Genomic DNA, 13,238 nt, shown 5'->3' with positions numbered 1-13,238 from the left:
GTCACCTGGTTTTCTTCAGATAGCGCTGTTCGCGCAAACGCTGTAACATGCTGTGGCGCAAGTCGCACCACAGCGGCAGCGGGTCGCGCCAGTCGAAGACGAAGTAGCCGGAGTGCGGGCGCAGGAATTCGATCGCGTAGGCCGCCAGCTCGCGCCAGTTCAGTACATGCAGCAAACGCCGCGTCTCCGCCGTCATGTAGCGGCAGCGCACACCGGCGCGGTACGGTGCGGCGTCAATCGGCTGATCCAGCGCAAGCGCCTGGTAGCAGTACCACGGAAAACTGGCGCCGGCCTGGCAGGCCAGCGGCAGGCTGCCCCAGAAGCGTCCATTCACCTCCATCAGCGCCGCCTGTCCGGTGGCCGGATCGTAGCGGTATTCGACCATCGCCACGCCTTCCCATTCCAGTTTCCGCAGCAGCGCCACCGATTGGCGCATCAACGCAGCATGCTGCGACAGCGGCAGCGAGACGCATAGCGTTGAAGTGCCGCCTTCCGGTGGCCATTCGTGCAGCCGCTGGTGCTGGAACTGGTACAGCGCCTGGCCGTCCTTCATCAAAACAAACTGGCCCAGGCCATGGCCTGCGGCGAATTCCTGCATCATCGGATAGCGGCCCAGCGACTGGTAGCGCCGCAGATAGGCCATCATGGCCGGCGCATCGTCGCAATAGCATGCTTTCTCCAGTTGCAGGCCAGCCTGGCGCAGCAAGGGAATCATGGCGTTCGGATCGGCCCACTTCAGCACCACCGGATAGCGCGCCTGTGTGGCGGCGGCTTGCGCTTCGTCGATGGTGGCCGGATGCCAGGTGCGCGGCACGGGGATGCCTACCTCCGCCGCCGCCGCGTAGGTCAGATCCTTGCGCAGCACGCGCTCCATGCGCGCCGCGTCGGCAAACATCATGCGGTAGTTGTGCAACGCATCGCGAGCCTTGTTGAACGCCAGAATGTCATGCTCCGCAATGGCGAACAGCGCAGCCGGTCCGATCTCTTCGCCAAGCTGCTGCAACTGCTTCACCACATCGTCGGCCCGCAGCATGCCGCGATGCAGATAGCGCGAGCCGAGGCCCGGTGCGCCGTCGCTGCGCGCAATGCCATATACCTTGACGCCATGCCGCCCGAGATCGCGAATGATGGCCAGGCCGATCGGCGTGTCGATGCCCAGCACCACGGCAGGCAAGGGCTGTGCCGGCGGTGCGGCGAGCAGCCGATGTATCGCCCGCCGCCAGTGGTGGCGCTGCTGCTCGGTCACCGTGCCGATGGCGAAGATGCTTAGGAAGACGGCCGCCATGGTCGTCATGTAGAACCACGGCCGTGCCGGATCGCCATTCAGCAGCGCACCGTAAAACTGGATCAGCGGCTGATGCAGCAGGTAGATGCTGAAAGTGTAGGCCGCGACTGGCCGCACCAGCGGCGCCAGGCGCTCCAACGGCGGCGCCAGCGCGCGCATGCCGGCGAAGTGGCAAACCACGATCAACGCCAGCAGGTAATCGGTGACGAAGAACCTGGAGAACGCCAGCTGCTGATGCCAATGCGCGCCAATCAGTTGTCGCATCCACGCGCTGCCGGCCTCGGTCAGCCCGTGGTGATGGAACGCGCCATAAGCCGCGCAGGAGGCGGCCACCAGCAGTGCACCGGTGGCGGGGCGCAGGCGTTGCAAAGCGCTCCACCGATGCAGCAGCACGCCGCTCGCCCACACTGGCGCCAGCAGCAGGATCTTGGGACCGATCAGCAGCGCCGCGCCGGCGCACCACGCCACGCGCCGCCGTCCGCGCAGGAAGGTCAGGATCGCAAACAGCGCGTAGTACCAGAACTCGTAGCACAGCGACCAATACGGCACGTTGGAGAACGACATGATGGACAAGGTCCACGTCTCGTTCAGGAAGGCCAGGCTGGTGAGGATGCGTAGCCAGGCCAGATCGTGCGTGGTGCGGTCGCCATAGAACTGCGGCGCCATCGCCTCGCCCAGCAGGTCCAGCAAAGGCGTCAGCAACACGGCGGGCAGCGCCAGTGAATAGAAGCGCGCCAATCTGCTGGACCAGTATTCCAGCGGGGTGTTCTCGCGCGTGGCCGTGATGTGGGCGATGACGTAGCCGGACAGGACGAAGAACACAATCACCGCCGCGTGGCCGTGGGTGCTGAGCGGCAGCTTTTCCACGCTGAGCAGGCGGAGGTTGGAGTGGTACAGCATCACCAGCAGCGCGCTGGCGATCCGCACCAGATCGAGGTAGATCGAGAAGGATCGGTTCATGGCACGCTCCGCGACAGCGTGCGATGCAGGCCGTGCACCGCCTGTCGCACGCGCATGAAGCACTGGTCGAAATAGGCGTCGCTGAGCGTGTAGGGATCGTGCAGGTGAGGCATCGGCGGCTTGCACCACAGGCCGAGCAGGGCGATCTGGATGTCGCTGCGGCCGATCAGGCGGTGCTGAAGCGCCCGCGCGTGGTGCACCTCCATGGCGAGAAACAGGTCGCCGGGCAGCACTTCAAAATCCTTGATGTCGGTGGCGCGGTGGCTGCGCAGGTCTTCGCCGCAGCGTTGCGCCGCGCGCTGCGCCGTGTCAGGGGAGGCGGCGCCGGTCGTGGTGGCCAGGCCGATCGATGCGCAGGGCATCCTTAGACGCTCCGCCACGCGCTGCGCATAAGCGCTGCGGCAGATATTTCCCAGGCAGACGAACACCACGCGCCGCACCTGTTGCGGATGCCTGAGATGGAACTCCTTCAGCCGGCCGCCACGCAGATCGATCAGCGCCAGCCAGGCCCGCACCGCGCCGCGCCAGGTGCCGTGGCTGCGCCAGTTCATGCGGCCCTCGCCAGCATCCAGCGGCCATAATGGTCGTAGATGGTTTGCGCGGCGATGCGGCAGGCGGTGCGCCATGGACGGCCACGCAGCAGCGGATTGTGCGAGGACGAGGGCGTCAGCGGCTGGCCGGCCGCAGCCGCCATGCCGCAAGCATCAAAACGCTGCGGATGCGCGGCGAGATAGGCGCACAGCCGCTCCAGGCGCGCCTGGTTGAGCGCATGCCGCCGCAAGCGCCGGAAGCCATCGCCATCGCTCTGCACATATTCAAACGGATGGGTGAGGATGACCACCAGTTCCAGCCCCGCAGCGTGGGCCTGTTCCAGCGCCGCGCGCATCTCGCCAAAGCTGCTGCTCGATACCGCCGCAGACTTCAGGTGCGAGCGCCAGTCGCAGTACGTCAGCACCGGGCATTCCAGCACGCCGTGGCGCAGATGGCGGCCGGCGTACAGTTGACACTCCGGCAGCCCGGCGTTGTAGACGCCCAGCCCGATGTTGGAGCTGTACGGAATCCCTGCGGCGGCCAGCGCGCGGTACAAATTGTCGTCGTATTGCAGATTCCCGGCGCGGAATACCTGCGGCGCGGGCAGGCCCCATTCGGCAAACGCCGCCTGTCCCTGGCGCAGCAGGCCTAGCGTGGAGGCGACATCGCGGCCCGCCAGGTCGTCCTGGCGCGGCTGGCGGCGCACGCGCTCCGGCCAGTCCGCATGGCGGAACACCGCCCAGCAGGGATGGACGTGCAGCTGCACCTCGTGGCCCGCAGCGGCGATCTGCCGCGCCAGTGCGCCCATCGGATCATCGCGAAACCAGTGCCGCTGCGCCGTCTCGACAAAGAACGTCGCCTGCACGCCATGCCGGCCGAAGCAGCCAAGCAGGAAGTCCAGGCCCTGCGAACGTCCGCCCACTTCGCAGCGAACCTTGGGCACGCCCACCGGCTGCCGCGCAGGATCGGCAAACGCCCCGGCGATGCTGAATTCCGTATCGATTGTTATGCACACGCGCATGACGGCCACCCGGCAACGGCAATCTGACCAGTGTAGTCATCGCCATTGCGCCCGGCATGCGCTTGATCAAACTCAAGGCATGTCAGTCGGCCGGAACGCCTTGCTTCCAGCGCGACCAGTGCCTGGTCATTTCGCGTAGCACCGGCTGCGCGGTCAGCAGCAGGTTGGCGGTGGACGGCTCAAAGCCGCCTTGCTGCGCGTAGTTGACCAGTACGTCGCTGTTGCTCTGGCCCGGATGCGGCCGGTCCACATCGGACGCCGAACGCAGGATCAGCACCCGGCCGAAGTCCACCCTGCCTGCGGCCTGGCCGCGGCGCAGCACTTCCAGCGTGGCGTTGTCTTCCTGTTGCGAGGTGCAGTAGCGCGCCTTGCCGCCGGTGAGCAGGACGGACCATTCCTCGGCGCGCCGGCCCAGCGTTTCGCCGGCATACCAGGTGTCGCCGGAGACGGTATCGCAGCGCGTGACAGCCGGCGGCTGGTTGGCCGGCGCCGTGGTGAAGCTGGCGCGGTAGGCGCGCGCGGCGTCCGAGTCGCTCAGTTTCACGTGCTGCGACAGTTTGTAGGCGCGGTCCACCAGCGCGGTATTCAACTGGAACACCTCGGTGCGGTAATCGAAGCGCGGCAACTGGCCCGGCGCATTGGTGTGGATGCCGAAGTAGCCGTAAGCCCAGTCCTGCGGCATCTCGCGGGCGTCGATTTCGTGCGACAGCGAATAATCCACCGCGTAATCGGCCCACGCCGCCGTCGCCACCGTGCCATGCCGGGGACTGATGCCCGCGATGCCGGCGATGATGAAGTAGGTATTGCGCAGGTCGAAACCGCTGGCGTAGAGCAGGGCGCTGATGCTGGCGGCGGCGTTGCTGTAGCCCATATCCGTGGTCAGCTGGCAGATCTGCTCGCGGTTGCACTGCACCTCCGGATAGCGCGCCGACAGGCCAGGCACCTTGCGCTTTTCGGTCAGCTTCAGGCCTTTGACGAAGGGCGCGGCCTCGGCGCCGAACATATTGACGATCATGACCTTGGGCGCGTAGGCCGGCGCGGTCTTGCGCGTAACGGCGGCTGGCGCGGCGCCGTCCTGCCAGTGTTTGAGGATATCCTGTACCAGCGGATTGCCGGCGATGTACAGGTTTTGCAGCGCCGGCGGGTAGCCGCCCGACTGTGCGTGCAGCGATTCCAGCGCGGTCATGCCGGGCGGCTGGCGGTCGAAGTTGGACGCCGTGCGCAGCACCGCCACGCGCTGAACGTCCAGCAGGCCGGCCTCGCTGCCGCGCTTCAGCGCCGTGTAGGTGGCGTTGTCTTCCTGCGCGACGATGCAGTACTTGCCCTGGTTCGCCGTCAACTGGGCGAACCAGTCGCGTGCGCGCTGGCCCAGCAGCTCGCCGTGATACCAGGTGTTGCCGGTCATGGTGTCGCATTGCCTCACCTGCGGCGGCTGGTTGGCCGGCGCCGATGGATAGCGTGCGCGATAGCTGCGCGCCTGTTCCGGGTCGGCCAGCACGGCGTCGCGCGACAGGGCCAGCGCGCGCTGCATCAGTTCTTCATTCAGTTGATACATCTCGGAGCCGTAGTGCAGCGGCGGGACATCGGCTGGCGTTTTCATATTGATGCCGAGGTAGCCGGTGCTCCAGCCGTCGCCGCGCTCGCGCGCATCCAGCTCCCAGGCCAGGTCGGCGTCCACCAGGTGGCGCGACCAGGCGGCGGTGCCGGTGGTGCCCTGCGCCGGATCGATGCCGCCGATGCCGGCCACCAGGAAATAGCTGGCGCGCAGGTCGAACAGGCCGCTGTGTACCATCGCCGCCACGGAGGCTGCGGCGTTGGCCTTGCCCATGTCGGTGGTGAGCTGGCAGACGTCGGCGGCGTTGCAATGCACCACCGGGTAGCGCGGCGACAGGCCGGGCACCGCGATGGACTGCGTCAGCTGGAGCTTGTCAGTCCATATCTCGGCCTCCTTATCGAACATGCTGATGATCATGACCTTGACCGGCCGGGGGGTAGCAGCAGGAGCGGCAGCGGCGGTGGCGGCAACGCCTGCCAGCAGCAGGGCGGTAAGCAAGTGATGGCGAGGCATAGGTTTTCCGGTGGATGGCGACAAGAAAGCCACATGCAATCCGTGTGCCAGCTTTCGCGCTTTTGTCCAGGACGAACGGTTGGTGCACATCAAATACCAGTTTTTCTTTGCTCTCAAGTAAAATTGACAATACAGAGCCTTAAAGGATGAGCATGCAGCAGAGTATCCAGTCCAGCGTCGACGCCATCGAAGCCGAGCGCTTCCGCCAGTTCATCATGGGCGTGACCGACTACGCGATCTACATGCTGTCGCCCGAGGGCGTGGTGGTGACGTGGAACGCCGGCGCCCAGCGCTTCAAGGGCTATCATCCGGATGAAATCATCGGCCGCCACTTTTCCATGTTCTATACCGAGGAGGACCGCGCCGCCGGCCGCCCGGTGCATGCGCTGCAGGTGGCGCGCAGCGCCGGCAAGTTCGAGGACGAAGGCTGGCGTGTGCGCAAGGACGGCAGCCGCTTCTGGGCCAGCGTGGTGATCGATCCCATCGTGGATCCGCAGGGCGAGCTGCTGGGCTTTGCCAAGATCACGCGCGACATCACCGAACGCCGCGTCGCCGCCGAGCAGCTGGAGCGGGCCCGCGAGGCGCTGTTCCAGTCGCAGAAGCTGGAAGCCATCGGCAAACTCACCGGCGGCATCGCGCACGACTTCAACAACCTGCTGAATGTGATCATGAACGGGCTGGAGCTGCTGCGCCTGTCGCGCGACCCGGCGGTGCACGCCAAGTCGGTCGACACCATGGCGCGCGCTGCTCAGCGCGGCGCCTCGCTGACGCAGCAGCTGCTGGCTTTCGCGCGCCAGCAGCCGTTGCGGCAGGAGCCGCATGACGCCGGCCGCGTGATCCGTTCGTTCGAAGCGGTGCTGCGGCGCGCGCTGCCGGACGATATGCGGCTGCACCTGCAGCTGGATGCCGAGCTGCCGCAAGCGATGCTGGACCCGACGCAGTTCGAGTCGGCGCTGCTCAATCTGGTCGTCAACGCGCGCGATGCGATGGCGGGCGTGGGTGAGGTGCAGCTGGAACTGTCATCGGTGACGCTGGCCGACGCCGAAGTGGCGCAACTCGCGGCCGGCCGCTACGTGCGCGTGGTGGTGCGCGACCAGGGTACGGGCATGACGCCGGAAGTGATGGCGCGCGCGGTCGAACCATTCTTCACCACCAAGGAAGTAGGCAAGGGCACCGGTCTTGGCCTGAGCCAGGTCTATGGCCTGATGCAGCAGTGTGAAGGCACGCTGACGCTCGATTCGCATCCCGGCCAGGGCACGGCCGTGTCGCTGTACTTCCCGGCGGTGGAAGGCGGTTCCGTGGACGATGCGAACGCCGCCGCCGGCAGCGAACAGGTGCTGCTGGTGGACGACCAGCCGGAGGTGCTGGAAACCGCCATCAGCCTGTTCAACCACCTCGGCTACGAAGTGCTGTCGGCCGATAACGGCGCGCAGGCGCTGGAGACGCTGCGTTCGAATCCCGGCATCGCCATCCTGTTCAGCGACGTGGTCATGCCGGGCATGAACGGCGTCGAGCTGGGCAAGGCTGCGCGGCAGGAATTCCCCGACCTGAAAATCGTGCTGGCGTCGGGCTACGTCAAGGCTGCGCTGCGCGACGAGATGCCGGATATCGGCAATTTCGAGATGATCGCCAAGCCCTATCGCCTGAGTGATTTGATCCGTACTTTGAAGGTGTTGTAGCGCCGGATTTTGCCTGTCTATGTGCGGCAGCGCACCCAGGATATTGCCCTTGTGCGGCACTATTGGTTTTTGCCTGGAGCTTCTGTGATCCCGCACCGCATCCGATATCCCCGTCCGCGTCGCAGCAAGGAGCTGTGACCATGCGGATACTGCAACAACGCCTGCTGCGAGGCGCCAATCTTTACAGCCGTTTTCCCTCCCTGCTGGCAGTGGTCGAGTCGTCGCTGGACGAGGCCGGGCCGCAACTTGCCTACACCGCGCGCTTTTTGCAGCACGCCTGCGGCGAGCCGGTCGAATTCATCCACGCTGAAGCGGTGGCCGGCGCGCCGAGGCAATGGCGCGTCGTGGTGCAGTACCAGCTGGAACACCTGGGGCAGGCTGCGCTGGCCGCCGCCGTGGAACTGATCTCCGCCACCGAGCATGGCGTAGCGCCGGACGTGCCGGCGGCGGTTGCCTCGCTGCGCGCGCTGGCCGCATCGATGCAGCTGTCCGACAGCGCGCAGGCGATCGCGCGCGAAGCGGCGGCGATGGGCATTCCGGTGCAGCGCATCAGCGAACATGCTGGCCTGATCCGGCTCGGCTGGGGCGCGCGCCAGTGGCGCTATGTTGACAGCGCCGGCGACGACAACCGTCTGCTGACCGACACCCTGCTGCACGACCGCCAGCTGATGCGCTCCCTGCTGATCGAGGCGCAGCTGCCGGTGCCGTTCGAGCACTTTGAAAATCCGCAGCGCCAGCCCGGCGAGCGTTTGCGCGTGCAGGTGATGGACGGCCAGGCGCAGAACGCGCCGCCGGAAACGCGGCATATCAGCGAACGCGCCGCCGGCACGCTGGGCCTGGCCCATGCGCAGGTCGATCTGCTGCCGGGCCGGCGCGGCCCGACGGTGGATGCGGTGCTGGGCACGGCGCCACCCAGCCATGATCAGCGCGCGCTGCTGCGCGAACTGCGCGCGGCGCCGGACCAGGCGCGCATCCCGGTTATCGGCATCACCGGCACCAACGGCAAAACCACCACCACGCTGATGATCGCCCATGCGGTGCAGCTGGCCGGCTACCGCACCGGCTGCGCCAGCACGCAGGGCCTGGCGCTGAATGGCGAGATCTATGCGGAGGGCGACTGCACCGGTTACTGGTCGCATCGCAGCATCCTGGCATCGCCGCAGACCGAATTCGCGGTGCTGGAAACCGCGCGCGGCGGCCTGCTCAAGCGCGGGCTGGCGTATGACCGTTGCAGCGTGGGCGTGATGCTGAACGTCTCGGACGACCATCTGGGGCTGGACGGTGTGGAGACCGTGGAGCAGCTGGCGCGCGTCAAGTCGCTGGTGGTGACTTCCGCCGCCGTCGCGGTGCTGAATGCCGACGACGGGCACTGCGTGACCATGCGCGCGCGGCTGGCGCCCGACGCGCGCGCCATCTACTTCTCCATGAAACCGGATAATGCCGTGCTGCTGGCGCACCTGGCGCAGGGCGGCGACGCGGTCTGGCTGGACAACGACGTGATCATGCTGAGCCAGCGCCAGGTGCGCCAGCGCGTGATGCCGGCTGCGCACATTCCCGCCACCTGCGGCGGCCTGGCGCGCTACAACATCGCCAACAGCCTGGCGGCTGCGGCGGCGCTGTCGGCATCCGGCTTCACGGTGGCGCAGATCAGCGCGGGGCTGGCCAGTTTCGAATCCAATGCGGCCAACAACCCGCTGCGTTCCAATGTGTTCGAGCTGGGGGCGATCAGCATCGTACTCGATTATGCGCACAATCCGGCGGCCTATTCGGCGCTGGCGACGCTGGCGCGCGGACTGGCGCAAGGGCAGGGGCAGAGCAAGGCCACCGGCCAGAATCCGGGCCGCGTGCTGGCCGTGGTCACCTCGCCGGGCGACCGCCGCGACGCCGACCTGACGCGTACCGGTGCAACCTGCGCGATGCACTTCGATCAGCTGTTTGTGTATGAATCGGCCAGTCGCGGCCGCGCGGTGGGAGAAGCGGCTGAACTGATCAGCGCCGGCGCCCGTGCCGCCGGCGGCGCCGTCATCGCGACTTATTCCGAGGCTGCGCCGGCGGTGCAGGCGGCGTATCGCGCCTGCCAGCCGGGAGATGTTTTGGTATTCGCCTGCGGCACCGAGGTCTCCACCCTGATTGAAGCGATACGCGAGATTGACGCGCCAGCCGCCGAACGGCTGGCGCAACAGGCGGCGCCCGCCGCCTGATGCTTGTTACACCAGCGTGGCGTCGATGCGCGCCGCGCTGACCGGGTCCACCGGGCGCAGCGCATCCACCAGTTCCGACACCGACGAACCGCACGCATACACCAGCACATCGCCTGGGCGGCACTGGGCCAGGCCCAGACGCAGCGCCTGCGCCGGATCGGCTTCCAGCAATACGCCACCCTCGGTGCCGCGCGCGGCGCGGGCGGCCGCCTGCATCATGGCGGCGCGTTCGCCCGGCGTACGGCCACGGTGCTCGCTTTCCCATTCATAGACCACGGTGGTGTCGAAGCCGGCGCCGCAGATCTGGCCGATCTGCTGGAAGTCGCGCTCGCGGCGGTCGCCCGGCGAGGTGACCACCGCCACGGTACGGCCGGTGGTCATGGCGCGCGCGGTGGCGGCCAGCGCCTCGAACGCCGCCGGATTATGGGCGAAATCGACGATCACGCGCACGCCGTTGACGTCGTACAGATTGGCGCGCATCGGGTTGTGGCGCGCATCGGATACAAAGCTGCGCAGGCCGGCGGCAATCGCGCCGTTACCCAGGTCGCTGGCCATCAGCGCCGCCGCTGCCGCCAGGCCGTTGGCGATGTTGTGGCGCGCGCAGCCGCCCAGCGTGGACGGCATCTCGGCCGCGTCGAGCAGCTGATGCCGCTGGCCGGCGCCGTCGGACGCCATCAGTGCGCCGTCCTGTAGCCAGGTGGCGCGGCCGCCGGCTTCCAGGTGTTGCAGCAGCGCCGGGTGGGCGGCGTCGCAGCTGAAGTAGATGCGTTCGACGTCTTCATCCAGCGTATCGCCGATGGCGCGGCAGCGCGCGTCTTCCGCATTCAGCACGACAGCGCCACTGGCTGCCTGCAGAACCACGGCCTTGACGGCGGCCAGGTCTTCCAGCGTCTCGACGCCATCCAGGCCGATATGGTCTTCGCTGACGTTCAGCAGCACCGACACGTCGCAGCGGTCGAACGCCAGACCGCGTTTGAGGATGCCGCCGCGCGCCGTTTCCAGCACCGCGAATTCAACGTCCGGCGCCGACAGCACGCTGCGCGCCGACCAGTAGCCGCTGCAATCGCCACGCTTGATTTCCTGGCCGTTGACGAACACGCCCTCGCTGGTGGTGCAGCCGGTGGTGATGCCGGCCTGGCGCAGCACGTGTTCGATCATCAGCGTGGTGGTGGTCTTGCCGTTGGTGCCGGTGACCGCGATGACCGGAATGCGGCCGTCCTGGTCGCCGAACATCGATTCGACGATGGCGGCGCCGGCGTCGCGCGGCACGCCGGCGCTCGGGTATTCATGCATGCGGATGCCGGGAGCGGCGTTGATCTCGATGACGGCGCCATTGCGGCCGTTCAGCGGCACGCCGATGTCTTCGCATACGAGGTCGATGCCTGCCACGTCCAACCCGATCTTCTGGGCGGCGCGCACGCACATGGCCAGCGTTTCCGGCGGCAGGCGGTCGGTGACGTCTTCCGCCGTGCCGCCGCTGGACAGGTTGGCGTTGCCGCGCATGAGTACACGGCGGCCCTCGGCCGGCACGCTGTCGAAGCTCAGGTCCTGCGTCGCCAGCGTGGTTTCGGCGTGGCCGTCCAGCGGAATGCGGGTCAGGATGTTGGTGTGGCCTTCGCCGCGTGCCGGATTGCGGTTTTCCTGCTCCACCAGCTCGCGCACGGTGGAGACGCCGTCGCCCGTCACGGCGGCGGGCCGGCGCAGGGCCGCCGCCACCACGCGCTCGCCGGCCACCAGGATGCGGTAGTCGTCGCCGGGAATGTAGCGTTCAACGATGATGGTGCGGCCATGTTCGCGCGCGCGTTCGAACGCCAGCTTGACGTCCTCCGGCGTGCCGCAGCGGGTGGAGACGCCGCGTCCGTGGTTGCCGTCCAGCGGCTTGATGGTGACCAGGCCTTCCAGGTCGCGCGCGGCGCGCAGCGCCTGTTCCACCGTGCGCACGCTGACGCCTTCCGGCACCGGCACGCCAGCTTCCTGCAGCAGCGCCTTGGTCAGCTGCTTGTCCGAGGCGATGCCGAGCGCGATATGGCCGGTGTCGCCGGTGATGGTGGCTTGCAGCCGTTTTTGCTGCGCGCCCCAGCCCAGCAGGAACATATTGGCGTCTTCGGTCAGGCGCTGGTACGGAATGCCCTGGCGGATGGCGGCGCGCAGGATGGCGCCGGTGCTGGTGCCGATGGCGTGATGTTCGGCGGTGTCGCGCAAGGCGGCGACGCCGTTTTCCAGTTGCTGCGCCAGGTCCGGCGCGTTGGACGCCAGACCGCGCACCAGCGACAGCGCCAGGTCGCAGGCGTCGATGGCGACGTGCTCCAGTTCGAACGAGCTGACCACACGGTAGTGGCCCGGCATGCCGCTCACTTCATGGGTGCGGCCCAGGTAGGTCGGCGTGCCGGCCAGGCATTGCAGCGCGATGGTCACATGTTCGACCACGTGCGCCAGGTTGGCGCCTTGATTGAGCGCCTGCACGAAGCCGCCGTACTGGCCCACCGAGCAGCGGTGGTCGTACAGCGACGGCAGCAGCGCCAGCAGGCGGTCGTTAAAGCCGGGCAGGGTGGCGGTGTCGCGGTCGCGCAGCTCCTGCAGGTCGATCACGGTGAGCAGGCAAGGCTGGTTGGAATACAGATTCGGTCCGCGCAGTACGTGTTGTTTAACGATGTTCATGCTCTAAGGTCCTGTCAGTGAGATAGTGAATAAAGTCAGCCAGCGGGCCGGCGTCGTCGGCGCTGGAAATTCCAGAGCCGGAAGGCAGCAGGTGCAGCCGCACGTCCAGCATTTGCGGCGCCACGCCGGCTGCAACGTCGGCGATATTGGTTTGCGACTGGCGGCAATCGACCACGGTCACGCTGCCGTGGCCCGCCACCTCGATACCGCCGTCCTGCACGATCAGCGCGGTGTCTTCATCGATGCCGGCGCCCAGCAGGAACGGGCTTTGCGCGATGGCGCTCAACAGCCGGTTCAGGCGGTGCCGCTGCGAAAAGTGCTGGTCGATGATGACGCGGCTGACGAAGCCCAGGCCGGCGCCAAGGCGCACCGCGCCTTTTTCCGGCGCCAGGTCGGCCCGGCCTTCGGCCAGCATGTGGGTGCACATGCCGGACGCGCCGGCACTGGTGCCGGCGATGCAGGCGCCGTTGTCGCTGTAGGCGCGGCGCATGGCGCGTTCCAGCTGGGTGCCGCCGAGGAAGGTCACCAGGCGCTTCTGGTCGCCGCCGGTCATGAAGATGCCGCGCGCCTGGGCCACTTTGTGCGCCAGCATGTCGTCGTCGGCTTCGGCGCGGCTGCTGATGGAGACGTGCGTGACGTTCTCCACGCCGATGGCGACGAAGGCTGTTTCGTACATCGCCCACACATCTTCGGGAACTTTGCTGGCGGCGGTGATGACGATGATAGGCTGTGCCACGCCGCCCGCCAGCGCGATAAATTTTTGCAAAACTTCCTTGTCATCGGTGCGGTCTTCAGCGCCGCCGATGATCATCAAACTGCCGGTATGGGTCATATG

Annotated in this window: 8 protein-coding genes; 2 read left to right on the top strand and 6 right to left on the bottom strand. The window is 67.2% G+C overall.

Going from position 1 to position 13,238, the window contains the following annotated elements:
- Position 1 precedes the first annotated feature (1 nt).
- The 4 genes from GJ698_RS08245 to GJ698_RS31385 all read right to left on the bottom strand — a co-directional run bounded on the left by GJ698_RS08245 (position 2) and on the right by GJ698_RS31385 (position 5,865).
- Positions 2 to 2,245, bottom strand: a complete 2,244-nt coding sequence (locus GJ698_RS08245; protein ID WP_154357143.1) for an acyltransferase family protein — start codon at positions 2,243 to 2,245, stop codon at positions 2 to 4.
- Positions 2,242 to 2,796, bottom strand: coding sequence for an arsenate reductase/protein-tyrosine-phosphatase family protein (locus tag GJ698_RS08240; protein WP_166454830.1), 555 nt, complete (start codon positions 2,794 to 2,796; stop codon positions 2,242 to 2,244). The genes GJ698_RS08245 and GJ698_RS08240 overlap by 4 nt, the downstream gene beginning before the upstream one ends.
- Positions 2,793 to 3,797, bottom strand: a complete 1,005-nt coding sequence (locus GJ698_RS08235; protein WP_154357141.1) for a polysaccharide deacetylase family protein — start codon at positions 3,795 to 3,797, stop codon at positions 2,793 to 2,795. Before GJ698_RS08235 ends, GJ698_RS08240 begins: the two co-directional genes overlap by 4 nt.
- Positions 3,798 to 3,879: 82 nt before the next feature.
- A complete protein-coding gene (locus GJ698_RS31385; protein WP_154357140.1) occupies positions 3,880 to 5,865 on the bottom strand; it encodes a purine-nucleoside phosphorylase in 1,986 nt (661 codons plus the stop codon).
- Between the two features lie 152 nt (positions 5,866 to 6,017).
- On the opposite strand from GJ698_RS31385, the gene GJ698_RS08225 reads away from it, so the two are divergent.
- Together GJ698_RS08225 and GJ698_RS08220 are read left to right on the top strand one after the other, a co-directional pair.
- Entirely contained in the window at positions 6,018 to 7,544 is a 1,527-nt protein-coding gene (locus GJ698_RS08225; RefSeq protein ID WP_154357139.1) for a PAS domain-containing hybrid sensor histidine kinase/response regulator family protein, read from the top strand.
- Between the two features lie 140 nt (positions 7,545 to 7,684).
- Complete coding sequence (locus GJ698_RS08220; RefSeq protein ID WP_154357138.1) at positions 7,685 to 9,745, top strand: Mur ligase family protein; 2,061 nt, start codon at positions 7,685 to 7,687, stop codon at positions 9,743 to 9,745.
- A 6-nt stretch (positions 9,746 to 9,751) separates the two neighbouring features.
- Here GJ698_RS08220 and cphA read toward each other — a convergent pair whose 3' ends face one another.
- Positions 9,752 to 12,403, bottom strand: coding sequence for a cyanophycin synthetase (cphA, locus tag GJ698_RS08215; RefSeq protein WP_154357137.1), 2,652 nt, complete (start codon positions 12,401 to 12,403; stop codon positions 9,752 to 9,754).
- Complete coding sequence (locus GJ698_RS08210; RefSeq protein WP_229259892.1) at positions 12,390 to 13,235, bottom strand: cyanophycinase; 846 nt, start codon at positions 13,233 to 13,235, stop codon at positions 12,390 to 12,392. Before GJ698_RS08210 ends, cphA begins: the two co-directional genes overlap by 14 nt.
- Between the last annotated feature and the right edge of the window lie 3 nt (positions 13,236 to 13,238).

It is taken from the genome of Duganella aquatilis (genome assembly GCF_009674565.1).
GTDB classification, from domain to species: domain Bacteria; phylum Pseudomonadota; class Gammaproteobacteria; order Burkholderiales; family Burkholderiaceae_D; genus Rugamonas; species Rugamonas aquatilis.
Note: the sequence above shows the minus strand (reverse complement) of the source record. Positions and strands in the feature narration are given on the sequence as shown.

Excerpts from the sequence above, each read along its gene's own strand:
- GJ698_RS08235 (WP_154357141.1), bottom strand. The coding sequence starts at position 3,797 with ATGCGCGTGTGCATAACAATCGATACGGAATTCAGCATCGCCGGGGCG.
- GJ698_RS08225 (WP_154357139.1), top strand. The coding sequence starts at position 6,018 with ATGCAGCAGAGTATCCAGTCCAGCGTCGACGCCATCGAAGCCGAGCGC.
- GJ698_RS08245 (WP_154357143.1), bottom strand. The coding sequence starts at position 2,245 with ATGAACCGATCCTTCTCGATCTACCTCGATCTGGTGCGGATCGCCAGC.
- GJ698_RS08210 (WP_229259892.1), bottom strand. The coding sequence starts at position 13,235 with ATGACCCATACCGGCAGTTTGATGATCATCGGCGGCGCTGAAGACCGC.
- GJ698_RS31385 (WP_154357140.1), bottom strand. The coding sequence starts at position 5,865 with ATGCCTCGCCATCACTTGCTTACCGCCCTGCTGCTGGCAGGCGTTGCC.
- GJ698_RS08220 (WP_154357138.1), top strand. The coding sequence starts at position 7,685 with ATGCGGATACTGCAACAACGCCTGCTGCGAGGCGCCAATCTTTACAGC.
- GJ698_RS08240 (WP_166454830.1), bottom strand. The coding sequence starts at position 2,796 with ATGAACTGGCGCAGCCACGGCACCTGGCGCGGCGCGGTGCGGGCCTGG.
- cphA (WP_154357137.1), bottom strand. The coding sequence starts at position 12,403 with ATGAACATCGTTAAACAACACGTACTGCGCGGACCGAATCTGTATTCC.